Genomic DNA, 24,319 nt, shown 5'->3' on the forward strand with positions numbered 1-24,319 from the left:
CTTAGTGCACCTGCCTCTCCCATGAACCAGATCGTCCCTACCTAAAAACGATAACGACTACTAGCGCTAGTTCGCTCCTGAAGGACTAAACCATGAATTACTATCAACGCGACCATTTGGCCGCGCGGGGTTCGGCTTGCCTGAAGAACGTCATCGCCATGCCGGTCATGCTGCCACGCAACACCATGCTGCTGGTGATGCTGCTAGTTTTGGAGACGTTGCCGTGGGCGTAACCTCCATCGAAAAACTGCTGGCAACTCTGGATAAAGTGAAGCTTGTGAAGCCCGGGCATTGGACTTCCTGCTGTCCCGCGCACCACGATCGGAATCCTTCGTTGAGTATCAGGGAGACTCAGAAAGGCATCGTACTTATCAAGTGCTGGGCGGGTTGCGACCTCCCCCGAATCGTAGCCTCTGTCGGTTTGGAAGAGCGCGACCTGTTTCCGACGCGCGTCGGTAAGCCCCGTAAGCCAGGCCCAAGTCGTGAAGCCATCAACTATGAACTCCTCGTCATCGCCTTTGGCAAGGCTCAGCTTGCCAGGGGTAAAGGCTTGACCTCGAAAGATCAGGCCCGCTTCGACTTGGCCACCGCTCGACTCGAACGGTTGATGAAGCCATGACTGAGACGGATCTTTTCAATAAGCAATGGACTGAAATCGACGCTCAACCGACATCGTTGAATGACGACCGCAGCGTAGATGAGACTGAAAATGAACGGCAAAGCCAAGCGTCGCAACTGGTCGCCTATGTCCAAACCCGCGCTGAGCTGTTCCACGACGAAAACAAGGATGTATACGCGCAAGATCGCGACACTGGGGAGGTGCGTCGGGTAGATGGCCGTCAGTTCCGCGACTGGCTTGTGGCCAGCTTCTATAAGGAAACCACTAAGTCGGCACGCGACCAATCCGTGCGAGAGGCTCTGTCCACCCTTTCCGGCTTGGGCCGCTTCGATGGCCAGTGCCTGCCAGTTCATGTTCGGGTCGCAGGGTCGTCCAATCAGTACTTCCTCGATCTGGCTATTCCAGGTGATAGCCGGGCCATCTGCATCGAGCCAGGCCGTTGGTACATCCACGATTCACCCTCAGTAATGTTCATTCGATCCGAGGCGATGCAACCGCTGCCAATGCCTATCAAAGGCGCCTCAATGAGCACGTTGTGGAAAATCGCGAACATTCCCGAGGATCAGCAATTGCTGGTACAGGCCTGGTTGGTCGAATGCCTACGCCCGGACACTCCGTTCCCATTGATCGAACTGATGGGTGAACAGGGCACTGCGAAGAGCACCACGCACACCGCGCTGCGTCGCCTGATCGACCCCAATGCCAGCGACCTACGCTCTGCGCCGAAGAGTGCCGAGGATGTTTTTGTCGGTGCTAGGGCCTGTTTGATGGTCTGCTATGAGAATGTTAGTCACCTGTCTGCGCAGGTTCAGGACGCACTCTGTACAGTGGCCACCGGTGGTGGCTATGCCAAGCGCAAGCTCTTTACGGACGCAGATGAAAGCATCATCAACGTGAAACGCCCGGTTAGCATCAACGGTATTTCCGCTACCGTTACCGCACAGGATTTGATTGATCGCACGCTGAGTATTGAGATGGCCGTTGTACGCGAACGCGTCGAAGTCACTCGCTTGTTGCAGGAGTACGAGGCCAATCACGGCCAGTTGCTGGGTGCGCTGCTCGACATTGCGGCAAAGGCACTTGATCTGCTGCCTTCCATGCACTTGCCCGCGGGCGATAAGCCTCGTCTTGTGGAGTTCGCACTACTCGGCATGGCGGTAGCCGAAGCGCTCGGCCGATCCGGAAACACATTCATGCAGCAATTTAACAACAGCCGACAAGAGAGCATCGCCCGCACCATCGACGCCAGTCCGGTTGCCGGTGCAGTCCTGGAGTGGATCGAACGTCACCCCAATGGCCAACGCGCCTCGGCAATGGTCTTGATGGACGAGATCGGAAAGTTTCGCCCGACTTACTGCGATATGTGGCCGAGGTCAGCAAAGTCGTTTGCCGATTCCTTGCGCCGTGCTGCACCGGCTCTGCGCCAGATGGGGATTGAATGCCGGAGTCTCGGCAAGATTGGCGGATCGGTAATTTGGGAGATTGCCCGGAAAGAACAACGGGTTCTCTCAAGTCCTGCAAGTCCTGAAGTCCTGCTGATCGAAGACAGCGAGTAGGACGTTAGGACATTCAGGACTTCGAGACGGCCTCGTTCCGCAGCGAGCCAGAACAAGCAGGGGTTGATCCGGCCGCACTAATTGCCAAAGCAGTGGCAAGTCTGATCCGCAGAAATCCGGCCTAGAGTCTTCCTCCTGAAGATCACTGATGGCCAAACACAGCTACCCACCATGAAACCGTGGCACCTTTTAGGGCAACAACCATGAGCAAAAACAGGAAATTCAACGAAACACCCAAGACCCGGCTGATTGTCTCTGTGGAAACCAGCACGGTGGAGAAAATCGACGAGCTGATTCGTCGGGGTCACCCGGCCAAGGGGAACCGCTCGGAGTTCGTACGTCTGGCTGTCGAAGAGAAGCTGGAGCGTGACGTGGTTCAGTTCCAGAATCGTGTTTCAGCAGCTCCCTAAGTGTTCTGAATCGGTTGGGTTTTCGTCGGCCCTAAAGCGTGGGGATTTTGATGATTTTCAGACCAGTACGCGCGTGCGCGCGAGCGCGCGTATATAAAGCAGAATACTCAAAAAGATCGTGGCTTTATGTACGTTGGATTGCGGTTTCTTGTCGATTTCCGCCGACTGAGGTAGTCAGCAATCGGCCAAGAGCAGCCGTTCGTGAACGACGCTTGCAACACAACGAATTGGATCTCCCCACTAACTCCCCAACCTGAATGGCCCCAAAGCGAAAATGGCGTTAGCATTCCCTCCACTCGGCTTAAACAGCCTGTTTTCAGATCAGGGTCGCATCGTGGAAAAGCTAAAACGCCTCGAAAGTGGAATCGAAGGGCTTGACGCTCTGCTCAAGGGCGGGTTCGTAGCAGGCTCTTCATACATAATCCAAGGACGCCCAGGGTCTGGAAAAACGATCCTCGCGAACCAGCTTGGGTTCCATCATGCGAGCGCTGGAGGCCGGGTTCTAGTCGCCACGCTGCTGGCCGAATCGCACGACCGTCTCTTTCAGTTCCTTTCTACTCTGAGCTTTTTCGACTCTTCCAAGGTAGGCGCCGAAATTCAGTTTGTCAGCGCATTTGACACTCTGGAAAACGAAGGTTTGGATGAAGTAGTGAAACTGCTTCGGCGTGAGATAAGCCGTCAGAAAGCCACAGTGATGGTGGTAGACGGCCTGCTCAATGCGCGCTCAAAAGCGGACTCACACATCGACACCAAGAAATTCATCTCTGAACTTCAAGGGCACGCTGCTTTTGCTGGTTGCACGGTGCTGTTTCTTACCAGCTCTCGCCTCGACGACGGCAGTCCTGAGCACACCATGGTTGATGGCGTCATAGAGATGGGTGAAGAGCTATATGGCACTCGCTCAGTGCGTCGAATTCAGCTGCGCAAGACTCGCGGCAGCGGAGCCATGACCGGTCTTCACGAGTGTGAAATTACTGAAAATGGTTTGGTGGTTTACCCGCGACTCGAAAGTCTCTACAGCCATCCATCCGCTCCCGATAGCGCGGATATGACGCGTATCCCCAGTGGCATTGAATCACTGGACGATATCTTAGGGGGCGGCCTGCACAGTTCCAGTGTTTCGCTGGTCATAGGGCCCTCTGGGATTGGTAAAACGACGCTGGGCCTTAAGTTTCTGGCAGAGTCGACTGTGGAGGCGCCCGGGCTGCATTTTGGCTTCTACGAAAGCCCACAACGGCTGCGACTCAAAGGCCAATCACTGGGTATCGATATCAAGGGCATGGAGGATAGCGGCGCGTTGAGCATTGCCTGGCAGCCCACCACAGAGGGGCTTCTGGATGGGCTGGGTGCACGGCTGTTGAGTATCGTCGAAGAAAAGGGCATCAAGCGTTTGTTCATCGATAGCCTAAGCGGCATGACGCGAGTTACGACAAACCCAGCGCGGATTACTGACTTCTTCAGTGCTCTGATGAACGAGCTGCGATCCAGGGGCGTTACGGTATTTGCATCTTGGGAAATGCGCGATCTGTTCGGTTCAGAGGTAAGCGCGCCGAACTCTGACCTGTCCAGCATCGTCGACAACCTCATGCTGATGCGATTCTATGAGAATCACTCTGAACTAAGCAGGACGCTTTCCATTCTTAAAGTACGAGACAGCTCCTACGATCCTTCACGATTTGAGGTCGTGATCCGTGATCAAGACGTTTTCCTGAAAAAGGCTTCAAGACATGAACCTTCAGTCCACGCTGAGACATCGTCCGGTTCAAAATCTTAAGCCTTTGCGCGGGTTGAATTAACATGACCACCATCCTGGTTGTCGACGACGAGTATCTGATCGCTGACATTCTCAGTTTCGCGCTGGAGGATGAAGGTTTTATGGTTGTGACTGCCAGCAATGGTCAGAAGGGGCTTGAGGTGCTGGATAGAGAGCGGCCAGCCTTGATCATTACTGACTTTATGATGCCGGTGATGGATGGCCTAGAATTCGCAACAGCCGTCCGAGCCCTACCATCAGCCAAGCATTTACCGATAATCCTGATGAGCGGTGCTCAGGCGCACATCGGTATGGAGAGGTCGGATTTATTTGATGTAGTGGTGGCAAAACCGTTCAACATCGACTTGATCATTGCCGAAGTAAAAAAGCTGCTTGCTTCTAACTAATCGAGCCAGCCCGATTTATCGTGGCCCCCTAGCCCGCTAATGCGGGCTTTTCATTTATGCCGCCCAAGAGCTGAAGTGTTCCGGTTCGGTCTGTCGACTATGAGAATCTAGAGGCTGCTTACGGCAATAGTTATTCATCAAGAGTTTCGCTCAATCAACATCCTTTCCAGCGTGTTGTCCTTCACCCAATAGTGGTGAAACAGCCCCGCCGCTGCATGCAGACCAATCAACCAATAACCCGTTGTACCGATCAGCTCATGCCAGTACTTGAGCTGTTTGGCGAAGTCCGAGTCAATGGTCACCGGTGCCGGCACGTGGAAACCGAAGTACGGGAACGGCTTGTCACCTGCTGCGAGCATCAACCAGGCCAGGATCGGCGTGACGATCATCAGTGCGTACAGCCCTAGGTGAGTCAGATGCGCGATAGCGGTCTGCCAGGCTGGGGGTTTAGGGATGATGGGTGGGCGTGGGCTCAAGCGGCCGATCAAGCGAATCCAGACCAGAGCGAAGATACTTGCGCCAAACAGGCCGTGGAACCCCATGAGTAAGCCACGCGCTTCGCTACCTTTTGGCATGTAGCCTTTGATTTCCACACAGGCATACACGCCGACAAACAGCACCAGCATCAGCCAGTGCAAGGTGATTGAAAGTTTTCCATAACGAGTTACGGCGGTGTCGCGGGTCATATAAGTGCCTCTTAATTGTTGTGAGCGACGGTTAATCCAATTGCCGTGAACCGGCCGCGTCAAGTTGCTCGTGCTGTCTTAAGAGAGTCTGAAGATCGGCTCTCAGGTTAACCTTTTTTCACCTTCAGACTTCGTTAAGAAATGGCTTGGATACTTCGCTCAAACCCATAGAGGGAGGCGTTCGACCCATGCCTGATTTTGACTGGAACATCCCCCTGCCCTTGCGCTTCGGCCCCGCCGAGACGACGCCGCTCACACTGACTGGCGCGCTTTCGAATCACGTCTTGCGAGCGGCGTTCGAAGCGTTTATCCAGCAGCGTTTCCGCAAGGCACACGGTGCCGACATCCGGCACTTCATGCCTGAGCTTTTCGGTATGCACAACGGCGAAGGGCAATTGTGCGCAGTAGCCGGCGTGCGTCGCGCGCACCTTGAACCGCTGTTTCTGGAGCGGTACCTGGACGAACCGATCGAGCCGGTGATCAGCGCGGCGGCTAATCACCCGGTAGACCGCAGCGCCATTGTCGAGGTCGGCAACCTGGCGGCCAGCGACACCGGCAGCGCGCGCCTGAGCATCATCGCAATTACCTATCTACTGGCTATGGGTGGCCTCGAATGGGTGACGTTCACCGGCAACATCGGGCTGGTCAACAGCTTCCACCGCCTCGGTCTGAAACCGGTGACATTGTGCGCCGCCGATCCGGATCGACTGGGTGACGAGCGTCAACATTGGGGCAGTTATTACGAGAGCAAACCCTGGGTGCACGTCGGCAACATCCGCGCCGGTTTCGTCCATCTACGCAATATCGGCCTGTTCAGCCGCCTGGGCTTACCGACCTCGATTGAAGGAGCCTGCCATGTCGCTTGAACTGCAACGCTTTCAGGAAGCCCTGCGCGATCATGCCAGGTGCAATGACAACGCGACCGCCGTATGGGACGACACGCTGAAGCTCGACTACGCCACTGTTTATGCCGAAGTGATGTATCGCCAGGAACGCCTGCGTGATGAACAAGTGCAAGTCGTCGCCCTGGCGCTGGACAACGGCGTCGACGCAATGCTCTGGGATCTGGCGCTGCTGTTTGAAGGACTGACCTGCGTGACGCTGCCGCCGTTTTTCAGCGCGGCACAACGCGCCCATTGTCTGGAGCAAAGTCAGGCCGAACGCGTGATTGCCGAACCGCAGCTGGATTCCGAGTTGCTTGCCGCAGGTTATGAACAACGTGGCGAGTTCTGGTGCCGCACCTACACCAACCAAAGATGCATGCCGATGGGCACCGCCAAACTGACTTTCACATCCGGTACCACCGGCACGCCGAAAGGTGTCTGCCTCAGTGCCGACAGTCTGTTGCGCGTCGCCCGTGAGCTGCAACAGGCGAGCGAGCCTGCCGACCCACAGCATCATCTGGCATTGCTGCCGCTGGCGATTCTCCTGGAAAACCTCGGCTGTTATGCCGCGCTGTATGCCGGTGCGATGCTGAGTCTGCCGAGCCAAAAAACCCTCGGTATTCAAAGCGCCAGTGGCGTCGACGTCCCACGCCTGCTCAGTTATCTGGCCAGTCGCGCGCCGCAGAGTCTGATTCTGGTGCCGCAATTATTGTTATTGCTGGTAAGCGCCGCCGAACAGAAAGCCTATGCCCCACAAACCCTGCGCTTTGCCGCGGTCGGTGGGGCGCGCGTCAGCGAAGATTTGCTGCAACGCGCGCAACGTGTCGGGCTTCCGGTTTACGAAGGTTACGGGCTATCCGAATGCGCCTCGGTGGTTTGCCTCAATCGACCTGGTGCACGGCGTCCGGGCAGTGTCGGCCAGCCCCTTGCGCACGTTGAAGTATGCCTGGCGGATGACGGCGAAGTGCTGATCAAGGGCTCGGCGCTGTTGGGCTATCTGGGTGAAGCCCCGTACATCGGAGAATGGTGGCCGAGCGGCGATCTGGGCGAATTTGACCCGGATGGTTTTCTCTATATCAAGGGCCGTAAGAAGCACCAGTTCATCACCAGTTACGGGCGTAACGTCAACCCGGAATGGGTCGAGTCGGAACTCACCCAGCGCCGTCATATCGTCCAGGCCTTCGTTTACGGCGAAGCCATGCCGCGCAACCACGCCCTGCTCTGGCCACATCGACCTGACTGCACCGATGCCGAACTGGCCGCCACAGTCGCCGAAGCCAACGACGCCTTGCCTGATTACGCTCAAGTGCATCAATGGACGCGCTTGCCCTACCCCTTTACCGCCGCCAACGGCCTGCTCACCGCCAATGGCCGCCCCCGTCGCGACGCCATCGTCGCGCAGTACCACGCGCAATTGATCGAATCCGTTCTCCGCGAGGAATCCGCATCATGAGTTTTTTCGACGCCCTGCAAGAAGCTACACAGCGTGAACGCCATGAACTGTTCAACTTGCCGATCATCCTCGATGCGCTGCACGGCAAGGTCAGTCTTGAGAGCTACCGGGCGTTTCTCGCCCAGGCCTACTACCACGTGCGCCACACCGTGCCCCTGATGATGGCGTGTGGCGCACGTTTGCCGGCGCGCCTGGAATGGTTGCGCAAAGCGGTGTGCGAGTACATCGAAGACGAATACGGCCACGAGCAGTGGGTTCTCAACGACATTGCGGCCTGCGGCGGTGATCGCAATCCCGTGCGCGATGGCCAGCCTTCGTTGCCGATCGAGCTGATGGTCAGCTTTCTTTATGACCTGATCGCCCGTGGCAATCCTGTGGGCTTGTTCGGCATGGTTAATGTGCTTGAAGGCACAAGCATCGCGCTGGCCACGCACGCGGCGGGGAGCATTCGCGAGCGCTTGGGTTTGCCGGAGACCGCTTTCAGTTACCTTAGCTCACACGGCTCGCTAGACATCGAACACATGCAAACCTATCGCCATTTGATGAATCAACTGGACGATCCGCAGGATCAAGCGGCCGTGATTCATGCCTCAAAAGTCGTGTACCGGCTGTATACCGATATGTTTCGTGGCCTGCCGCGTGAGGCGGAGACTGAACATGCAGCTGCGTAACGCGCGCGTGGTTCTGACCGGCGCCAGTGGCGGTATCGGCATCGCCATTACTGAAGCTTTGTGCGCCGCTGGTGCCCGGGTCTTGGCCGTGGCACGGCATCAGGAAGCCATGGCCCCCTTGCTCAAACGCTACCCCGACACCTTGTGCTGGGTCGCGGCTGACCTGACGTTCCTCAGCGACCGACGCAAAGTACTCGCCGCTGCCGAAGCGATCGGCGGCGTCAATCTGCTGATCAACGCCGCTGGGGTGAATCACTTCGCCATGCTCGAGCAGCTCGATGACAGCGACATCAATGCGATGCTCGCGGTGAACCTCAGCGCGCCGATCTGCCTGACCAAGCTATTGCTGCCGCTGCTCAAGCAAGCCGACAGCGCCATGGTGGTCAACGTCGGTTCGACATATGGCTCGATCGGCTATGCCGGCTACGCCAGCTATTGCGCGACTAAATTTGCCTTGCGCGGATTTTCCGAGGCATTGCGCCGGGAACTGGCCGACACTCGGGTCAGCGTTCTCTACGTTGCCCCTCGAGCCACCCGCACGTCGATGAACAGCTCGGCGGCGCAGGCCCTCAACGATGCGCTCAAGGCCAATGTCGATGATCCTCAAACCGTAGCCTCGGCGGTGATCCACGCGATTGCCGGTGACCGTCGCGACTTGTACCTGGGCTGGCCCGAGCGCTTCTTCGTACGTCTTAACAATCTACTGCCGCACTTGGTTGATCGCGGTCTGCGCAAGCAGTTGCCATTGATCCGCCGTCTCAGCGAAAAAACCGACAACGAGAGCCTCAAACCATGAAAAAAATCTTCGCATGCCTGTTGATCGCAAGCCTCAGCCCGAGCGTCTGGGCGCTGGAGGCCGCCGATCAGCAACGCCTGAGCGGCATTCAACACAGCTGGGCGCACATCCAGTATGAAGTAGCGGAAAAACAGCGCGCCGCGGCGTTCGAACAGTTGTCCAGCGAAACCCAGGCGTTCACTGCTCAGCGCCCGGCGCTGGCCGAAGCGTGGATATGGCAAGGCATCGTCACCAGCAGCTGGGCCGGTGCCCAAGGTGGACTCGGCGCGTTGGGCAAAGCCAAGGATGCCAAGGCCGACCTGGAAAAGTCCCTGACCCTCGACCCCAAGGCCCTGCAAGGCTCGGCTTACACCAGCCTGGCGGCGTTGTATGACCGGGTGCCCGGCTGGCCCATCGGTTTTGGCGATAGCGACAAAGCTGAACAACTGCTCAAGCAGGCACTGCAACTCAATCCCGACGGTATCGACAGCCTGTACTTCTGGGGCGATCACCTCTACCGCCAGAAACGCTACGCTGAAGCAAGAGCGGCGCTGCAGAAAGCCCTGCAAGCGGCGCCGCGTACCGGCCGTGAAACGGCGGATGCCGGGCGCCGTAAAGAGATCGCCGCCCTGCTGGTGGACGTCAACCAGAAACTCGACTGACAGGAGTCCGCGTGCGTTTATTACTGATAGAGGATGATGTGGCGCTGGGTGAAGGCATTCATCAAGCGTTGGGGCGCGAGGGTTACACCGTTGATTGGCTCAAGGACGGCAGCAGCGCGCTACACGCCCTACTTAGCGAAACGTTCGATGTCGCCGTGCTGGATCTCGGTCTGCCGCGCATGGACGGCCTCGAAGTGCTGCGGCGCCTGCGCGACAGCGGCTCGAACCTGCCGGTGCTGATACTCACCGCCCGCGATGCCACTGAAGATCGCATCGCCGGACTGGATGCCGGTGCCGACGATTACCTGATCAAACCGTTCGACCTGGCCGAACTCAAGGCGCGCCTGCGCGCCTTGTTGCGCCGCAGCGCCGGTCGCGCCCAGGCATTGATCGAACACGCCGGCATCAGCCTCAACCCCGGCACCCAGCAGGTCAGCTATCAGGGCCATCCTGTAGCGCTGACGCCCAAGGAATATCAGTTGCTGCATGAACTGCTCTCACCGCCGGGCCGGGTGATGACACGCGATCAACTGATTCAACTGCTATACGGCTGGAACGAAGAAGCGGAAAGCAACACCCTGGAAGTGCACATCTATCACCTGCGCAAAAAGTTCTCGACGGAGCTGATCCGCACCATTCGCGGCGTGGGTTATCTGGTAGAGGAGCACTGATGACTTCAATCCGCCGCCGCACACTGACCTTGATTATTGGCCTGCTGCTGGCCGGTCTGGCGGTGCTCAGTATCTTCAACGTGCACGACAGCAACCATGAAATTGCTGAAGTCTACGACGCTCAACTGGCGCAGAACGCTCGTCTGTTGCAGGGCGTGATGCGTATGCCACTGGCGAGTAAAGAGCACGCCGAATTGTACCGTGCGTTCAATAGCGCACTGGGCCAGGCGGTACCGCGCGGCGATGGTCATCCTTACGAACGCAAGATTGCCTTTCAGGTCTGGAACCCTGCCGGTGATGTGTTGGTGCATACCGCCAGCGCGCCCTCCTTCAACACCCCGCCGACTCAGCCCGGCTTCAGTGACGTGGTGGATTTGAACAACCGTCATTGGCGCGCGTTCCTCCTGCAAGACGCGCAAAATGGTCTGCGTATCTGGGTCGGTGAACGCGACGATGTGCGTGCAGATCTGGTCGGCCGTATCGTGCGGCATACGTTATGGCCGAATGTGGTGGGCAGCCTGCTGCTCGCGGCGATGGTCTGGCTCGCTATCGGCTGGGGCCTCAAGCCCTTGGCCAACATGGCCGAAACCCTGCGTGCCCGTCACAGTGGTTCACTGGAGCCATTGCAACTGGCGCCGCTGCCCAGCGAGCTGGAACCGATGCAAGCAGCGCTCAACCGCATGCTGGCGCAGATTCAGGAAGTGCTTGGCCGTGAACGACGCTTCATTGCCGACGCCGCCCACGAGATGCGTACGCCATTGGCCGTGCTGCGAGTGCACGCGCAGAATCTGCTGGAGGCAGGTACTGAACAGGAGCGGCGCGAATCGCTGGAGTTCCTCATCTCAGGCGTCGATCGCACCAGCCGACTGGTCAACCAGTTACTGACCATGGCGCGACTGGAACCTACACCCAATCCGCCTCTTCTACAGCGCATTGACCTCAGCGAAACCGTACGTAACAGTCTCGTGCAAATGGCACCATGGTTGTTGAGCAAAAACCTTGAACTGATATTCGACGTCAGCGATCAGCCTTTTTACGTACTCGCCAACCCCGCGGCCATCGACATCGCGCTGAACAATCTGATCACCAACGCAGCCAATTTCTCACCCGAACACGGGGCAATCACTGTGCATTTGAGCCAGGCTGATGGCTTTTGCCATTTGACCGTCGACGACCAGGGGGCGGGGATTGATGAGTCATGCAGAGAGCGATTGTTTGAGCGTTTCTATAGTCGTGGCACTGCTCATGGAGCCGGACTGGGGCTAACCATAGTCAACACGATCGCCATGCGTTTGTACGGAAGTATCGAACTGATAAACAGGGCAGGGGGAGGTTTGAGGGCTACGTTATCAATACCAGCGAGTGAATAACTGCAAAGCACCAACCGATTATTTCTTTTCGCAAAGTCGGTAAACATCGTAAAAGGCGGCAAGCCCCACATGCAGGCTCGTGAAAAATTTTCGGGAAATTTAAATTTCCTCAATGGCTTGATGGTGTTTCCCGGTTCGCCCAAAACATCAGCTTTAGTTCGAGTCGAGACTACCACCAGCGCAACATTTGTCCGCTTGATACCTATCGCTACCGGCAGCTATGGGTCGATAGCCGATACTTCAATCCGCCAGATGTCGAGGCCCATTGAACAATAAAACGTCGAGGAACGAGAATGAGGTTGCTCGGCTCGTCTAGTTTTAAGCAACATCAAATAGGGTTACGGCATGCAACACTTTTTGTATTTTTTGCCGCTTCGGCAGGGGCAAGTGTCGTTGCGTCCCACTTTCTGGCCATGGGTTTGGCTAATGAGGGACGACAACGATGATATTGGCGCCGGGGCCTGGGCATCCCTAGTAAACTCATTCATCTGCTCAGATTCGGCCCATGGGAAATTAAGAGTCACGCCGAACTGAACATCGCAATCCCCACCGACAGCCAAGCCGAACCAGGTATCTGATCGCAGTATGTACTTACGCTTGTGGCAATGGAACTGCAACCGGCGCATGGCTGCTGCCGAGGGCATTGCATTAGAGTGGAAGCAAATCCCGGCGCTTCCTTGCTCGGCGCTGATTGTAAAATCGTGCCCCTGCCCATCCTTTCGCGTCATGCGAGTAATGGCCTCAAGCCCCCGATGGACGTTAAAGGCTGCGTCCTCGTTCATGGCCAAAAGCTGAAATCCGAGTTCGAGCGTTGCTGGATTGGCCTCGGCTTCAATCTGGGAAATCACCTGCTCATACCGCGTACCAGCCAATCTGGTCAGTATGCCTTCGGGCGTGCGCTGGCCCGGATGCCCCTCTCGCCGGACAGTCATGGCGGTGTCGAGGTCGATCGAACATGAGTCATCAAGCATCACGAAATCGAATTCGTCATCGAGCCACATGTTTTGTTTCAAGTGAAACCCTAAAGCCGTCAGCTCGTGACTGAGATTCACCTTACCCGCCGCAGCAATTCGAAGGCGGATGTAGCTAAGGAACCTAAGCGGTGACGTGAGCATCTCTGCGATGGCGTCCAAGAGGAAGACATCCATCACGAAGGGCGCTTTTATAACCTCGGTCGTCTGATACGACAGGTACTGGCTGGACTGGAAGGCCAATGCTGGATAGTGCTCGGAAACGATGCTAAATAGGTAAATTTCTTTCACGGGATGAGGCAGTCTTACCTCCCGGCCTTGGTCGTCCTCCAACCGACATCCACTCCCAACGATAGCGCTTGCACACTCCCATCCTTGCTCGTACGACAGCTGAATCGCCGATGCAAAGTCTGACTTGAGTTGACCGTCATTGCCTTTCCGGGCCTCAAGGGTCAGCTTTTTCGACTTCGCCTGAACAATGATCAGCAGATCGCCGAAAATGACCAGCACGTCGGCTTCACCAGCAATGTCCTTGCCTTTAAACAAATTTACGTTGGTGTGGACGTTGTCCTCACCAAAGACTTCGGCAAGCCTTCCAGCTGCGAACTGCTCCGCAAATGCACCGCGGTTTGCCATGGCTTTCGGTCGGTACGGCTTGTCGGCCCACATCCAGAAAAATGGCGACTCGTAGAGAGCCTCGTAGATGGCGTAATGCTGGAAGAGCAACACAGTGCCGCGACCGGTCGGCAGTAGCGGCGTGGCCGCGACGGCATTGAAATCGCCAATGGTCTGAAATTGCTGATTGTCACCTGTCAGCGTCAAAGCGCGGAATACGGCCTCGACAATGGCTACATCCAGTCCGCTTAAGTCCGCGACAAGCTTCGCCGAATACTCAAATGCCGCGAGCAATATGTGAGGAGCAACCTCTGGCGTATTGGAACCGGCAAAGATGGCGCATGACCTCTCGTCCATGAGTTCGCACATGGTGCGTGCAACCAGCTGTGCCTGGCCGATGGAAAAGCCCATATTTTCAACGAGCCAGTGGTCATCTGCTCCGTACTTTGCGGGAAGAAAATCACGGTACTGGAAACTGTAGGCGGACTCAGTCCCATAAAAAATCGGCTCTCGCATGGACATGCCGTCCCAGGCTGCTCTGGTGTTGCTCGCGCTCATGGCCTGATCATTCAGGGCCGACATCATCGGGCGGGAAAGAGCGTGGTGTAGCTCTAACATGAGTGTATCGGTGCGGCCTACCAATTCGCCCAAAACCTCTACAGTGGGCACGCTCATGTCCAGACTCTGACGAACCATCAACCCGAGCAGAGTTGTGATTTCAGTCCTTAATAAGCGGTCATTGCTAAAAAGTGGAGCCATGTCATCCGGATTCAACTCGTCTTTGTACATGACTAGGTTGTCCCGATGACATATGAAAGCAATCGCATGGGCATACCCGGGCAAGGCTGTCAGCTCAACAAGGTCAGTAAGAACCTCAGTTTCGGATCGACTTATCGGCGTCGGCATGCGGCATTACTCCGAGGGATACATCGGTCAAAGATGCGCGAGTATCTAGGACTTCTGTGAATCTTGCGTAAGAGCCTAGGATAAAGGGGGCGGATTTACTTTCTCTTTCCGCACCAATCATTCAAGGACGATACCCATGTCAGATAACTCTGAGGCCCGTATTGCCACGGCAGATGCACTCACTCTGCTTCTGCACAACCAGCACGCCATATGTGCGGCCATTGAGGAGGTGACCAAGTGGCTTTCTGAGAATGGAGTGGAAATCGTTGCCGCTAACGCAATTGGGGCCATGCAAACCTTGGATCGGAATGCTCAAGACATCACCGGCGCCATCATGCGGTTACGGCACTTATAGGTATGCCTATGCAGATACAGGCATATTTTGCCTTTTTTGGGCTTTCCGCTTGATAAGTAACACCCAAAGTGCAACATTATTAGTAGAACGCCCTAACTGATACAGGCACCCATCATGTTCATCCGCGCATACCTCCGAGCCTCCACCGAAGAACAAGACGCTAGCCGCGCCCGGGCCTCGCTCGAGCAATTCGCGAGCGATCACAACAAGGTCATTGCAAGCGTGTACCTGGAGAACGCCAGCGGCGCCACCGCAGATCGGCCGGAACTGCTGCGACTCCTGAAGGATGCCCGTAAGGGTGACGTTCTACTGGTGGAATCCATCGACCGGCTCTCCCGTCTCCCGTTAGAAGACTGGCAAAAGCTCAAGGCCGCTATCAGCTCAAAGGGCCTGCGTATCGTCGCGCTCGACCTGCCGACCAGCCACCAAGGAATGCAGGACACCAAGGGCGACGAGTTCACCGGGAGGATGTTGGGCGCGATCAATTCCATGCTGGTGGAAATGATGGCGGCCATTGCCCGCAAGGATTACGAGCAGCGCCGGGAGCGCCAAGCCCAAGGCATCGAAAAAGCCAAGGCTGCCGGAAAATACCAGGGCCGACCAGTTGACGCTGATTTACACAGCAGAGTTAAAGAGCTATTGACGGCGGGACTTGGAATCAGAGCCACAGCTAAACACGCGAGTTGCTCAACAACGACGGTGCTAAGAATCAGAGACCAAGCCACAAAATGAAATTGACGATTGCAGGAAAGCCCAATGGCCTGCCTGTGCTGGAGGATGGTTTCTACTACACCTGTCTTTGCAATAAAAACGCACACCAAGCGCGTCGGCGGGAGGGGGGGGGGCAAGTGCTTTTTCATAACTCTTTTGTTAGATGCTGCGGCCGCGAAACCCGCAGGGGAGTTAGCACGGATAACCCCTACCAATCAAAGTGCATGTCCGTGACGACCTGACCAAATGCAGCCTGGGTGCGAAATTCGGTTTTATTAGATCGATGTCTTATGATAAATCTAGGGTATTAGCCATGTTTCGCAATCGAAACAGATAGGATACCAATGAAAGAAGCGATTTCTACAAAAGATGCGGCGTTACAGCTTGGCCTTTCTGAACAGCGTGTGAGAACCCTTTTACGTACAGGCGCTATCGATGGTCAACAAGTGGGTAAGCACTGGATCACCACGGAAAAAGCGCTCAACACTTATATGCAGAGCGGAGCGACTCCTCCTCCAGAAGATCGGCCACGAGCGAATATCCCAATTCCAAGCGTTAAAGCATTGTCTTTTTTTTCGGGTGCAATGGGCCTCGACTTAGGCCTTGAAAAGGCGGGCATTAACCTACTTCTAGCATGTGAAGTCGATAAGGTATGCCGAAGGACAATCACTGCGAATCGACCCGACATCGCACTCTTAGGCGACGTTTGGAAATATACGGCACATGAAATAAAAACAGCGTCGGGATTAGCTCCTGAGGACGAAATCGACGTAATGGTCGGAGGTCCGCCGTGCCAAGCCTTTTCCACCGCGGGCGCCCGCCGTGGTTTTCAAGACGAACGAGGGAATGCGTTTTTAAGGTATATAGATTTAATTCTTGAATTAAGACCAAAGTATGCAGTAATTGAGAACGTGCGCGGACTATTATCAGCGCCGATGATCCATACACCACACGCGGATAGAGTGGGCGATTGGAAACCAGAAGGAGAGGAATTGCCGGGAGGTGCGCTTACGCACGTACTCAACCTTTTACGCTCTGGTGGCTATGGAGTCTCTTTCAACTTGTATAACGCAGCAAACTTCGGCGTACCTCAATCTCGCGAGCGCGTAATTATAATATGCTCTCGAGACGGAAAAAAAATCCCTCATTTAAAACCAACTCACTCAAAAGATGGGGAGTTCGGCCTACCTAAATGGCGAAATTTGAGAGATGCTTTTAACGGTATGGATTCACACAAATGTGATCACGAGGTCTTTCCAGAAGAGCGCCTTCGTTTTTACAAAATGCTTGAGCCTGGACAGTATTGGAAGCATTTACCGAAAGAGTTACACAGAGAAGCGATCGGGGGATCTCTCGACTCAGGTGGCGGTAAAACCGGATTTTTACGGCGCCTTGATTGGGATAAGCCATCGTGCACTCTTGTCACGTCTCCCATCATGCCCGCGACTGACATCTGTCATCCAACAGAAGATCGACCGATTTCTGTACAGGAGTATATGCGCATCCAACAATTCCCAGACGAATGGGAAATTTGTGGATCAATAAAAGATAAATATAAGCAAATAGGCAATGCAGTCCCCGTAGGACTGGGCGCTGCGGTTGGTCGAGCAATACTTGCACACATGCAAGGTAAAGATGAAAACCCACCTGAAAACTTTGCTTACAGCCGATACAGAAACACTGACGAAGTATCATGGGAAACTGCAACATTAGAAAAAATTTCTACGTTAAAATCAAAAAAAAGCTATAACCCCAATAACATCGAAAAAAATCAGTACGCCCTCTTCACATAATCATGCTGCCCCCTAGCATTCACCTCGAATGCTAGGGACACTGACCAATCTACAAAGTTTTCAGATGGGTTAAATGCTGCCTGGTAAATCTAATAAAACCCTCTTCCGACAAGTATCCTTTCGCAATATCATCAGGAAAAGCTTCCCAATTTGAACCTGCCCGCCGTGAAAAAGTACGAAACCACTTTTTTATATCAGTACCGACACGTATCGCACTCGAAGAAGAGTTCTCAGAATTATCACGATTTTTTACTTGCAAGACGTGCCAAATACCATTATCAAATTTAATAAAATCAGCAGCTCTGACTACTGACCCTGAACACCATATCCATCCCATGGCTTCGAGAACGCTAGCGAGATAACGCTCAAGCAGCTCGCCAACAAAATTTTCGGCCCCCATGGATAAAGCGTGCTCTCTACTTATACGAAATAGCTCACTCTCTTCTACGTTGAAATACTCATGAAGAATTACTGAAACCATCTGATCTGGAATGGTTTGCGGCGCAACGGGTGATCTAAATTGGCGAGAATTTAAAAATGAAATCGCTAACTGCCGGATATGATTCTCACTGCCCAACTCAGGTGCAGCATAGCCACCGTTTGGCTTCTTCGAGCTCTGGGGAGAGTAAATTAGGAATTTAATGACTGACACGAATTGATGGGTCAGACCTGGATTCAAAGCATCCATATCCCGAGAAGCAAAATTAAGCGAAGTTTGCGTGAAAGCCATAAATCTCAATCCTTGATCCATGCAGAAAATTCAATGGCTTGCGACTAGAGACAGAGATCCGCCCTCTACATCGACTAGTCGCGACGAACGGTGGAAAAAGATAGAAAACTCACCATCTTCTTTGAGCTAATACCTTCAAACACAGCGCACGCTTAAGACCTGATTCGGAAAACTAGCTTGACTCAATTGCTGCCACGCTGCTGTCACGCTCAAATGATCTCGAAGAACAATTCGCGGACAACCCTTATAAATATGGTGTCCCAGGGCAGGTTCGAACTGCCAACCTTCCCCTTAGGAGGGGGATGCTCTATCCAATTGAGCTACTGAGACACTGAGTTGTCGCGGGCAGACGCGGCGCGACGGACGGCGTGCATGGTAACGGCCAGGCCCTGATTTGTCATGTCATCCGTAGGGCTTTTTAAGTGTAGGCAGGCGCCCTGCAAGGCTGCGGGATGTTTTACCGTGCATTTTGCACTACCACAAAATGCCATCATTGCAGATTGCAACCCAAGCGCTGCGAAAAACCCTCTCAAATGCTTGTTTTTAAAGGACTTAACAGCGGTTAGACTGTTGGCACGGCGGGTGCTATGTCTGTTCCATAGAAGAACAATCGGAGTCCGCCTCATGAACAGCACCCTCTTGGTTGCAAACGCAATCGCATTGGCGGTCTTGGTGGGCTTTCACTTCGCCCCGGATAGTCATGAGACGGTCGCCCAGCGCATGCCACATTACCTGCAAGTGCAGAAGCAGCCGCAACTGGCGGTGCTGAGCGATCAGGGCAGCTACGGCCCAAGAGCTGTAAGCGAGGCTGAACAGGCTTTGCCGGCGCAGGTTTCCGAACGTCTGGTTTTTTGAAATATCTTCAGGAGTACAGCATGTCCAAATCAGCTGCAGGATTTCTGATCCTCGCTTTATTGAGTGGCGTTTTGCATTTTTCGCTGTTCGAGGACACCCAGGTCACCCTGCCCCTGATCGGCTGCGGCGTGTTTGCGGTGTTGTTTGTGCTGGCGCTGGTGGCCGGGCGTCGGATCAAGTTTGACCCGGTGCTGCGTTGAAATTGAGCACATCCAGCAATTGATTGACGGCGGTCGCCAGATCGCCGGAGTTGTCGATCAGATTCACGGGCGTGTCGCTGGCTCGTCGGTCTTTGAACAGCGCATTGCGCGCCAGCCTCGCATCGATTTGCTCAAGGGTCTCACGACCTCGTTTGAGCAAGCGTTCACGCAACACTTCATCCCTCACCGTCAACAGCACTGGCACCAGCGTTGGATACAGCTCCTGCGCTTGACGCAGGTTGGCCCGCGAGCCATTCACCAAGACGTTTCGCCCTTCTTTAAGCCACCGATCCATTTCTACTGGAATGCCGTAAGCGAGGCCATTAGCGTGCCAGGCCAGCGCGAAGTCACCGGCTTGCTGGCGGCGCTCAAACTCTTCTGGCGTAACGCCGACCGCGTCCTCACCCACGGACTCCGCTGATCGGGTTATCACCCGGCGAATGATTTCGCAATTCATCGCACGCAAAGGTTCGCGTGCGGCCTCGATCAGGCTGTCCTTGCCTGAACCGGACGGCCCCATCAGATAAATAAGCTTGCCATCCATCCTGAAAATGCCCTCTGGCACGGGTCCACCCCTAGTAAATCGGCAAATTGCCACTATCCTGTACAGGTAAGGAACAAGGATAGAAAGCCGCATAGCATGCACGTTCTGAGGTCTTTGGACACCCATTGATGTGCAACAGGAAGCGGGCAGTGATTCGGACGAAGGCAAAGATTTCAAACCAGTCCGCATTTCTGACAATTGGTGCTGGCATTACGCCTTTACCCGGCTCAATATTTGTCACAGAATTGACGCCAATGAACTGGCAATTTTGAGGCATGATGCGCGCCTCTTAACAATTCAGGTTGAACCATTTGGTCCGGATGCTTGTCCTATCACACATCCTGCGGCCATTCCCGAGAACCGCTCCCCTGAACTAACCGGTTAAATATATGCGCCCATTGAAACAGGCAATTTATTCCAGCCGTACGGCTGACAAGTTCGTCGTACGTCTGCCAGACGGAATGCGTGAACGCATTGCCGAGGTGGCTCGCAATCATCATCGCAGCATGAACTCCGAAATCATCGCGCGCCTTGAACAGAGCCTTATTCAAGAAGGTGCACTGGGCGAAGAATTGAGCATGCGCCTCGATAGCCCTGAGCTGTCGCTTCACGAACGTGAGTTGCTGCAACGCTTCCGCCAGCTGTCGCACCGTCAACAGAACGCATTGGTGTCGTTGATCGCCCACGACGCCGAGATGGCCGCAGACGCGTCCTGAGCTACACCGAATATCTCAAGCCAGCATGATTGCTGGCTTTTTTTTGCTTGGGATTTGACACAGCAGCAGCTTGGCAATGCATCTGTGGTGAGGGGATTTATCCCCGATGGGCTGCGCAGCGGCCCCGGAATCTTTGGGACTGCAGTGCAGTCCATCGGGGATAAATCCCCTCACCACAATTGTTTTGTATTGCCTGTCAGGCACAAAAAAGCCCGCCAATTTGGCGGGCTCTTTGTTTGCAGCGGGTCAGAGCAGGAAGATTGTCGCCAACCCGAGGAAGATGAAGAAGCCACCGCTGTCGGTCATCGCGGTGATCATCACGCTGGCGCCCATGGCCGGGTCGCGGCCCATTTTGGCCAGCGTCATCGGGATCAGTACGCCCATCAGCGCTGCCAGCAGCAGGTTGAGCGTCATCGCCGCCGTCATCACCACACCCAATGACCAACTGCCGTAGAGCAGATAAGCGACCACACCGATCACCCCGCCCCAGACCAGGCCGTTGATCAAACCGACCGCCAGTTCCTTGCGCATCAGACGCGAGGTATTGCCGGTGCTGACCTGATCGAGCGCCATCGCGCGAACGATCATGGTGATCGTCTGGTTACCGGAGTTGCCACCAATACCCGCTACGATCGGCATCAACGCCGCCAGCGCTACCAGCTTCTCGATCGAGCCTTCAAACAGACCAATCACTCGCGAAGCTACAAACGCGGTGATCAGGTTGACTGCCAGCCACGCCCAACGGTTACGCAGCGATTTCCACACGGAGGCGAAGATGTCTTCCTCTTCACGCAGACCCGCCATGTTGAGGACTTCGTTTTCGCTCTCTTCACGAATCAGGTCGACCATTTCGTCGATGGTCAGACGGCCGATCAGCTTGCCGTTCTTGTCGACCACCGGGGCCGAGATCAAGTCATAACGCTCGAACGCCTGAGCGGCGTCATAGGCGTCTTCGTCCGGATGGAAACTCACCGGGTCGCTGGCCATCACCTCGGCCACTTGTTTGTCCGGATCGTTGACCAGCAAACGTTTGATCGGCAGCACGCCCTTGAGCACGCCGTCGTAATCGACCACAAACAGTTTGTCGGTATGGCCCGGCAGCTCTTTGAGACGACGCAGATAACGCAGCACCACTTCGAGGCTGACATCCTCACGGATCGTCACCATCTCGAAGTCCATCAGCGCACCGACCTGCTCCTCGTCATAAGACAGGGCCGAACGCACGCGCTCACGCTGCTGGTTATCGAGGCTCTCCATCAGTCCATGGACGACGTCTCGCGGCAGCTCGGAAGCCAGGTCAGCAAGTTCGTCGGCGTCCATGTCCTTGGCCGCAGCCAGGAGCTCGTGATCGTCCATGTCGGCGATCAGCGTTTCACGAACGGAATCGGATACTTCGAGAAGAATGTCGCCGTCGCGATCAGCCTTGACCAGTTGCCAGAGCGTCAGACGATCGTCCAGCGGCAAGGCTTCAAGAATGTAGGCAACGTCGGCGGAGTGCAGATCATCGAGTTTGCGTTGCAACTCGACCAGATTCTGCCGGTGAACCAGGTTTTCCACCCGGTCGTTGTGCGCGCCTTCCTGGCGATGAGTCAGGTCTTCGACGACTCGTTGGCGCTGCAAAAGCTCGACCACTTGGGCCAGGCGATCCTGCAGGCTTTCCTGTGTTTTCTTTACTTCGATTTCGGACATAGGCGAACTCCACTCCCAGCAGCGGGGCACGCCGGAAGAATCAATCAGTCAATTCATGATTGGTGAAACGGGTTACTGAACAACTACTGGGTAAGTCCATGGAGGTTTTCCATAAGCCCCGGCGGGGCTGACGGGCGCAATGATACACGCCTGACGGTTTAATACGTTAAAAAATCACGGCTGAAACAAGCGCTTGCGAGACAAACCTGAGCGCCATCCTGATCCATGCAAATGCGACGACTCATCTTGAAAAGAAAACACACCGGCAGCGCAAAATGTAGCGACTACCCTTGAGCGTAGATCGTCATGGAGGACGTCGAATGCCACTCAAATCATCTTTTTTCGTAATGACTTTTTTGCTCTGCCTACCGCACGCCGGGGCCACCACCACATTGCATCGCTGTGAAGCGGCGGACGGCAGCATCACGTTTACCACGATGAGTTGCGCGCACGGTGAACACCTCTTCGTGCAGGAAGTACACCCCTACTCGCCCGGATCTGTCGTGGCGGTGATGCCCGAAGCCAATCACGAAGAAACATCCGGTATGAATACCAGAGGCCGAGCACCGGGCATTGTCGGCGGCGCGGAGCACATCTGCGGCAACGTGATCGACGCGAGACAACGCCGCCAGGCGATCATCAATCGGCGCGTTATCACAGGGATGAGCGCGCAAGATGTCGAAAGCGCTTTAGGCAAGCCGGACAAGATCAACATTCGGACATCGACGACAACGTATCGTTACGACCTCAAGCGAGGCCGAACGGCACAAATCGATTTTGATCAGAGGGGATGCGTGAAGGAAAAAGCCAAATCCCGGACAGCAAAAAGCCCGCGATAAACGCGGGCTTTTCGGTATATGGTGCACTCGACAGGATTCGAACCTGTGACCGCTCGGTTCGTAGCCGAGTACTCTATCCAGCTGAGCTACGAGTGCATTTTGTGTTTTTAGCCCAGACCACAACTGGATGAAGCCAAGTTATCTGCATTGCTGCAACTAACTCTTAAATGGTGCACTCGACAGGATTCGAACCTGTGACCGCTCGGTTCGTAGCCGAGTACTCTATCCAGCTGAGCTACGAGTGCATTTGTGTTTTTAGACCAGATCACATCTGGTTGAAGCCAAGTCATTTACATTGCTGTAACTGACTCTTAAATGGTGCACTCGACAGGATTCGAACCTGTGACCGCTCGGTTCGTAGCCGAGTACTCTATCCAGCTGAGCTACGAGTGCATTTGTTGCGCCGCATTATAGCCCGTCTAATCTCTATTCCAACCACTTTTTCTATTAATTACAACAACATCCAGAAAAAGCCAGATTACGACGTACTAAGCAACTAATGGCGGAGAACGGGGGATTCGAACCCCCGACACCCTTTTGAGGTGTACTCCCTTAGCAGGGGAGCGCCTTCGGCCACTCGGCCAGCTCTCCGCAACACGGGGCGTATCTTAACCAACCTTTTCCCCGTTTGCAAACATAAAAATCGATAAAAATTAATGGCTTGGTTCTTCGTCCTTCTCTTTCTTTATACGCAGGTAAATTTCCTCACGGTGCACGGCAACCTCTTTCGGCGCGTTCACACCGATGCGCACTTGGTTTCCTTTAACGCCGAGCACGGTCACGGTGATTTCGCCGTCACCGATAATCAGGCTTTCTGCGCACCGACGGGTCAGAATCAGCATACCTTTCTCCTTACGCAATTCAGTTCAGGGACAACAGTCTGCAAAAAAAAGGCACCCGACCTACAACCGGAGCGATCGTAGCCCTACATGCCTGAGTATTGACCAGCGCGAGCAAAAGAACAGTCAGGGCTCACGCCATTCAAAAAAATAAAGGGCGCGGTCAGACCGCGCCCTTCAGTTGAACGGAATTACTCGCCTTGACGGGCCGGCGCATCCAGTTCGAAAGCCGTGTGCAGAGCGCGCACGGCCAGTTCCAGGTACTTCTCTTCAATCACCACGGAAACCTTGATTTCCGAAGTCGAGATCATCTGGATGTTGATGCTTTCCTTTGCCAGCGATTCGAACATGCGGCTGGCCACGCCTGCGTGGGAACGCATGCCGACGCCGACGATCGAGACCTTGGCAATCTTGATGTCGCCAACCACTTCACGGGCACCGATCTCGCGAGCAGTGTTTTCCAGCACGTTCTGTGCGGCCTGGAAGTCGTTGCGGTGTACGGTGAAGGTGAAGTCGGTGGTGTTATCGTGCGCGACGTTCTGCACGATCATGTCGACTTCGATGTTCGCGGCACTGATCGGGCCGAGAATCTTGAACGCCACGCCCGGGGTGTCTGGCACGCCACGGATGGTCAGCTTG

27 protein-coding genes and 5 tRNA genes are annotated in these 24,319 nt (G+C 55.0%); 20 read left to right on the forward strand and 12 right to left on the reverse strand.

Annotated elements, in window-relative coordinates:
• The first annotated feature begins 92 nt into the window (after positions 1-92).
• The 6 genes from ACIOMO_RS18970 to ACIOMO_RS18995 all read left to right on the forward strand — a co-directional run bounded on the left by ACIOMO_RS18970 (position 93) and on the right by ACIOMO_RS18995 (position 4,745).
• Complete coding sequence (locus ACIOMO_RS18970; RefSeq protein WP_401242803.1) at positions 93-233, forward strand: hypothetical protein; 141 nt, start codon at positions 93-95, stop codon at positions 231-233.
• Entirely contained in the window at positions 224-619 is a 396-nt protein-coding gene (locus ACIOMO_RS18975; RefSeq protein ID WP_401242806.1) for a virulence-associated protein E, read from the forward strand. The genes ACIOMO_RS18970 and ACIOMO_RS18975 overlap by 10 nt, the downstream gene beginning before the upstream one ends.
• Positions 616-2,175, forward strand: coding sequence for a hypothetical protein (locus tag ACIOMO_RS18980; RefSeq protein ID WP_401242809.1), 1,560 nt, complete (start codon positions 616-618; stop codon positions 2,173-2,175). Before ACIOMO_RS18975 ends, ACIOMO_RS18980 begins: the two co-directional genes overlap by 4 nt.
• A gap of 203 nt (positions 2,176-2,378) precedes the next feature.
• The gene (locus ACIOMO_RS18985; protein WP_401242811.1) at positions 2,379-2,585 is read left to right on the forward strand and encodes a ribbon-helix-helix domain-containing protein; all 207 of its coding nucleotides are present in this window, start codon (positions 2,379-2,381) and stop codon (positions 2,583-2,585) included.
• Between the two features lie 331 nt (positions 2,586-2,916).
• Complete coding sequence (locus ACIOMO_RS18990) at positions 2,917-4,359, forward strand: ATPase domain-containing protein (RefSeq protein WP_401242890.1); 1,443 nt, start codon at positions 2,917-2,919, stop codon at positions 4,357-4,359.
• A 23-nt stretch (positions 4,360-4,382) separates the two neighbouring features.
• Entirely contained in the window at positions 4,383-4,745 is a 363-nt protein-coding gene (locus ACIOMO_RS18995) for a response regulator (RefSeq protein ID WP_401242814.1), read from the forward strand.
• Positions 4,746-4,882: 137 nt separating this feature from the next.
• Here the strand turns inward: ACIOMO_RS18995 and ACIOMO_RS19000 are convergent, their stop codons facing one another.
• Positions 4,883-5,431 carry a cytochrome b gene (locus tag ACIOMO_RS19000; RefSeq protein ID WP_401242816.1) on the reverse strand — a complete coding sequence of 183 codons (549 nt, stop codon included), beginning with the start codon at positions 5,429-5,431 and terminating at the stop codon, positions 4,883-4,885.
• Between the two features lie 188 nt (positions 5,432-5,619).
• Here ACIOMO_RS19000 and ACIOMO_RS19005 point away from each other — a divergent pair, with 188 nt between their 5' ends.
• From ACIOMO_RS19005 to ACIOMO_RS19035, 7 genes are read left to right on the forward strand one after another with little or no spacing between them, the layout of a single operon-like run.
• Positions 5,620-6,297 (forward strand): thermostable hemolysin, encoded by a 678-nt coding sequence (locus ACIOMO_RS19005; protein ID WP_401242819.1) that lies wholly within the window; start codon positions 5,620-5,622, stop codon positions 6,295-6,297.
• Positions 6,287-7,768, forward strand: a complete 1,482-nt coding sequence (locus tag ACIOMO_RS19010; protein ID WP_401242822.1) for an AMP-binding protein — start codon at positions 6,287-6,289, stop codon at positions 7,766-7,768. Before ACIOMO_RS19005 ends, ACIOMO_RS19010 begins: the two co-directional genes overlap by 11 nt.
• On the forward strand, positions 7,765-8,439 hold the full coding sequence (locus ACIOMO_RS19015; protein WP_401242825.1) for a TenA family transcriptional regulator: 675 nt from the start codon (positions 7,765-7,767) through the stop codon (positions 8,437-8,439). Before ACIOMO_RS19010 ends, ACIOMO_RS19015 begins: the two co-directional genes overlap by 4 nt.
• Complete coding sequence (locus tag ACIOMO_RS19020) at positions 8,426-9,235, forward strand: SDR family oxidoreductase (protein WP_401242828.1); 810 nt, start codon at positions 8,426-8,428, stop codon at positions 9,233-9,235. Before ACIOMO_RS19015 ends, ACIOMO_RS19020 begins: the two co-directional genes overlap by 14 nt.
• Entirely contained in the window at positions 9,232-9,876 is a 645-nt protein-coding gene (locus ACIOMO_RS19025) for a tetratricopeptide repeat protein (protein ID WP_401242831.1), read from the forward strand. The genes ACIOMO_RS19020 and ACIOMO_RS19025 overlap by 4 nt, the downstream gene beginning before the upstream one ends.
• Before the next feature lie 11 nt (positions 9,877-9,887).
• Complete coding sequence (locus ACIOMO_RS19030) at positions 9,888-10,547, forward strand: response regulator (protein ID WP_401242834.1); 660 nt, start codon at positions 9,888-9,890, stop codon at positions 10,545-10,547.
• Positions 10,547-11,917, forward strand: a complete 1,371-nt coding sequence (locus ACIOMO_RS19035; protein WP_401242837.1) for an ATP-binding protein — start codon at positions 10,547-10,549, stop codon at positions 11,915-11,917. The genes ACIOMO_RS19030 and ACIOMO_RS19035 overlap by 1 nt, the downstream gene beginning before the upstream one ends.
• Positions 11,918-12,255: 338 nt before the next feature.
• Here the strand turns inward: ACIOMO_RS19035 and ACIOMO_RS19040 are convergent, their stop codons facing one another.
• Complete coding sequence (locus tag ACIOMO_RS19040) at positions 12,256-14,292, reverse strand: YecA family protein (protein WP_401242840.1); 2,037 nt, start codon at positions 14,290-14,292, stop codon at positions 12,256-12,258.
• 253 nt (positions 14,293-14,545) lie between these two features.
• On the opposite strand from ACIOMO_RS19040, the gene ACIOMO_RS19045 reads away from it, so the two are divergent.
• The 3 genes from ACIOMO_RS19045 to ACIOMO_RS19055 all read left to right on the forward strand — a co-directional run bounded on the left by ACIOMO_RS19045 (position 14,546) and on the right by ACIOMO_RS19055 (position 17,268).
• The gene (locus ACIOMO_RS19045) at positions 14,546-14,764 is read left to right on the forward strand and encodes a hypothetical protein (protein ID WP_401242842.1); all 219 of its coding nucleotides are present in this window, start codon (positions 14,546-14,548) and stop codon (positions 14,762-14,764) included.
• Positions 14,765-14,878: 114 nt separating this feature from the next.
• A complete protein-coding gene (locus tag ACIOMO_RS19050) occupies positions 14,879-15,496 on the forward strand; it encodes a recombinase family protein (RefSeq protein WP_401242845.1) in 618 nt (205 codons plus the stop codon).
• A gap of 323 nt (positions 15,497-15,819) precedes the next feature.
• Complete coding sequence (locus ACIOMO_RS19055) at positions 15,820-17,268, forward strand: DNA cytosine methyltransferase (protein WP_401242848.1); 1,449 nt, start codon at positions 15,820-15,822, stop codon at positions 17,266-17,268.
• Between the two features lie 49 nt (positions 17,269-17,317).
• Here ACIOMO_RS19055 and ACIOMO_RS19060 read toward each other — a convergent pair whose 3' ends face one another.
• Together ACIOMO_RS19060 and ACIOMO_RS19065 are read right to left on the reverse strand one after the other, a co-directional pair.
• Positions 17,318-17,998: a SinI family restriction endonuclease gene (locus ACIOMO_RS19060; RefSeq protein ID WP_401242851.1), complete on the reverse strand. Its 681-nt coding sequence runs from the start codon at positions 17,996-17,998 to the stop codon at positions 17,318-17,320.
• Positions 17,999-18,251: 253 nt separating this feature from the next.
• Positions 18,252-18,328: transfer RNA gene (locus ACIOMO_RS19065), tRNA-Arg, on the reverse strand.
• 294 nt (positions 18,329-18,622) lie between these two features.
• Here ACIOMO_RS19065 and ACIOMO_RS19070 point away from each other — a divergent pair.
• Both ACIOMO_RS19070 and ACIOMO_RS19075 read left to right on the forward strand, forming a co-directional pair.
• Positions 18,623-18,853 (forward strand): hypothetical protein, encoded by a 231-nt coding sequence (locus ACIOMO_RS19070; protein WP_282357628.1) that lies wholly within the window; start codon positions 18,623-18,625, stop codon positions 18,851-18,853.
• Positions 18,854-18,873: 20 nt separating this feature from the next.
• Entirely contained in the window at positions 18,874-19,053 is a 180-nt protein-coding gene (locus ACIOMO_RS19075; RefSeq protein WP_053122845.1) for a PA3371 family protein, read from the forward strand.
• Here the strand turns inward: ACIOMO_RS19075 and phnN are convergent.
• Complete coding sequence (gene phnN / locus ACIOMO_RS19080; RefSeq protein WP_401242855.1) at positions 19,028-19,597, reverse strand: phosphonate metabolism protein/1,5-bisphosphokinase (PRPP-forming) PhnN; 570 nt, start codon at positions 19,595-19,597, stop codon at positions 19,028-19,030. The genes ACIOMO_RS19075 and phnN overlap by 26 nt on opposite strands.
• A 389-nt stretch (positions 19,598-19,986) precedes the next feature.
• Between phnN and ACIOMO_RS19085 the strand changes: the two genes are divergently transcribed.
• Positions 19,987-20,313, forward strand: a complete 327-nt coding sequence (locus ACIOMO_RS19085) for an Arc family DNA-binding protein (RefSeq protein ID WP_003178899.1) — start codon at positions 19,987-19,989, stop codon at positions 20,311-20,313.
• A 246-nt stretch (positions 20,314-20,559) separates the two neighbouring features.
• Here the strand turns inward: ACIOMO_RS19085 and mgtE are convergent, their stop codons facing one another.
• Positions 20,560-22,002 carry a magnesium transporter gene (gene mgtE, locus ACIOMO_RS19090; RefSeq protein WP_053122849.1) on the reverse strand — a complete coding sequence of 481 codons (1,443 nt, stop codon included), beginning with the start codon at positions 22,000-22,002 and terminating at the stop codon, positions 20,560-20,562.
• Between the two features lie 320 nt (positions 22,003-22,322).
• Between mgtE and ACIOMO_RS19095 the strand changes: the two genes are divergently transcribed.
• The gene (locus ACIOMO_RS19095; RefSeq protein ID WP_053122851.1) at positions 22,323-22,841 is read left to right on the forward strand and encodes a cell envelope protein SmpA; all 519 of its coding nucleotides are present in this window, start codon (positions 22,323-22,325) and stop codon (positions 22,839-22,841) included.
• Positions 22,842-22,860: 19 nt separating this feature from the next.
• On the opposite strand, the gene ACIOMO_RS19100 is transcribed toward ACIOMO_RS19095, so the two are convergent.
• From ACIOMO_RS19100 to ACIOMO_RS19125, 6 genes are all read right to left on the reverse strand, one after another.
• Positions 22,861-22,937 (reverse strand) — tRNA-Arg (locus tag ACIOMO_RS19100).
• Between the two features lie 72 nt (positions 22,938-23,009).
• Positions 23,010-23,086: transfer RNA gene (locus ACIOMO_RS19105), tRNA-Arg, on the reverse strand.
• A gap of 71 nt (positions 23,087-23,157) precedes the next feature.
• Positions 23,158-23,234: transfer RNA gene (locus ACIOMO_RS19110), tRNA-Arg, on the reverse strand.
• Between the two features lie 107 nt (positions 23,235-23,341).
• Positions 23,342-23,432 (reverse strand) — tRNA-Ser (locus tag ACIOMO_RS19115).
• Between the two features lie 62 nt (positions 23,433-23,494).
• Positions 23,495-23,683, reverse strand: coding sequence for a carbon storage regulator CsrA (csrA, locus tag ACIOMO_RS19120; RefSeq protein ID WP_002554426.1), 189 nt, complete (start codon positions 23,681-23,683; stop codon positions 23,495-23,497).
• 188 nt (positions 23,684-23,871) lie between these two features.
• Positions 23,872-24,319, reverse strand: a 448-nt coding sequence (locus tag ACIOMO_RS19125; RefSeq protein WP_401242859.1) for an ACT domain-containing protein, incomplete at its 5' end; no start/stop codon positions are given.

This window comes from Pseudomonas sp. NPDC087804 (assembly GCF_044742965.1).
Lineage (GTDB): Bacteria > Pseudomonadota > Gammaproteobacteria > Pseudomonadales > Pseudomonadaceae > Aquipseudomonas > Aquipseudomonas rustica.

What these genes read in the sequence shown, in the direction of transcription:
- ACIOMO_RS18970 (WP_401242803.1), top strand. Translation starts at nt 93, where the DNA reads ATGAATTACTATCAACGCGACCATTTGGCCGCGCGGGGTTCGGCTTGC.
- ACIOMO_RS18980 (WP_401242809.1), top strand. Translation starts at nt 616, where the DNA reads ATGACTGAGACGGATCTTTTCAATAAGCAATGGACTGAAATCGACGCT.
- ACIOMO_RS18985 (WP_401242811.1), top strand. Translation starts at nt 2,379, where the DNA reads ATGAGCAAAAACAGGAAATTCAACGAAACACCCAAGACCCGGCTGATT.
- ACIOMO_RS18995 (WP_401242814.1), top strand. Translation starts at nt 4,383, where the DNA reads ATGACCACCATCCTGGTTGTCGACGACGAGTATCTGATCGCTGACATT.
- ACIOMO_RS19000 (WP_401242816.1), bottom strand. Translation starts at nt 5,431, where the DNA reads ATGACCCGCGACACCGCCGTAACTCGTTATGGAAAACTTTCAATCACC.
- ACIOMO_RS19005 (WP_401242819.1), top strand. Translation starts at nt 5,620, where the DNA reads ATGCCTGATTTTGACTGGAACATCCCCCTGCCCTTGCGCTTCGGCCCC.
- ACIOMO_RS19010 (WP_401242822.1), top strand. Translation starts at nt 6,287, where the DNA reads ATGTCGCTTGAACTGCAACGCTTTCAGGAAGCCCTGCGCGATCATGCC.
- ACIOMO_RS19015 (WP_401242825.1), top strand. Translation starts at nt 7,765, where the DNA reads ATGAGTTTTTTCGACGCCCTGCAAGAAGCTACACAGCGTGAACGCCAT.
- ACIOMO_RS19020 (WP_401242828.1), top strand. Translation starts at nt 8,426, where the DNA reads ATGCAGCTGCGTAACGCGCGCGTGGTTCTGACCGGCGCCAGTGGCGGT.
- ACIOMO_RS19025 (WP_401242831.1), top strand. Translation starts at nt 9,232, where the DNA reads ATGAAAAAAATCTTCGCATGCCTGTTGATCGCAAGCCTCAGCCCGAGC.
- ACIOMO_RS19035 (WP_401242837.1), top strand. Translation starts at nt 10,547, where the DNA reads ATGACTTCAATCCGCCGCCGCACACTGACCTTGATTATTGGCCTGCTG.
- ACIOMO_RS19040 (WP_401242840.1), bottom strand. Translation starts at nt 14,292, where the DNA reads ATGTACAAAGACGAGTTGAATCCGGATGACATGGCTCCACTTTTTAGC.
- ACIOMO_RS19045 (WP_401242842.1), top strand. Translation starts at nt 14,546, where the DNA reads ATGTCAGATAACTCTGAGGCCCGTATTGCCACGGCAGATGCACTCACT.
- ACIOMO_RS19050 (WP_401242845.1), top strand. Translation starts at nt 14,879, where the DNA reads ATGTTCATCCGCGCATACCTCCGAGCCTCCACCGAAGAACAAGACGCT.
- ACIOMO_RS19055 (WP_401242848.1), top strand. Translation starts at nt 15,820, where the DNA reads ATGAAAGAAGCGATTTCTACAAAAGATGCGGCGTTACAGCTTGGCCTT.
- ACIOMO_RS19060 (WP_401242851.1), bottom strand. Translation starts at nt 17,998, where the DNA reads ATGGCTTTCACGCAAACTTCGCTTAATTTTGCTTCTCGGGATATGGAT.
- ACIOMO_RS19070 (WP_282357628.1), top strand. Translation starts at nt 18,623, where the DNA reads ATGAACAGCACCCTCTTGGTTGCAAACGCAATCGCATTGGCGGTCTTG.
- ACIOMO_RS19075 (WP_053122845.1), top strand. Translation starts at nt 18,874, where the DNA reads ATGTCCAAATCAGCTGCAGGATTTCTGATCCTCGCTTTATTGAGTGGC.
- phnN (WP_401242855.1), bottom strand. Translation starts at nt 19,597, where the DNA reads ATGGATGGCAAGCTTATTTATCTGATGGGGCCGTCCGGTTCAGGCAAG.
- ACIOMO_RS19085 (WP_003178899.1), top strand. Translation starts at nt 19,987, where the DNA reads ATGCGCCCATTGAAACAGGCAATTTATTCCAGCCGTACGGCTGACAAG.
- mgtE (WP_053122849.1), bottom strand. Translation starts at nt 22,002, where the DNA reads ATGTCCGAAATCGAAGTAAAGAAAACACAGGAAAGCCTGCAGGATCGC.
- ACIOMO_RS19095 (WP_053122851.1), top strand. Translation starts at nt 22,323, where the DNA reads ATGCCACTCAAATCATCTTTTTTCGTAATGACTTTTTTGCTCTGCCTA.
- csrA (WP_002554426.1), bottom strand. Translation starts at nt 23,683, where the DNA reads ATGCTGATTCTGACCCGTCGGTGCGCAGAAAGCCTGATTATCGGTGAC.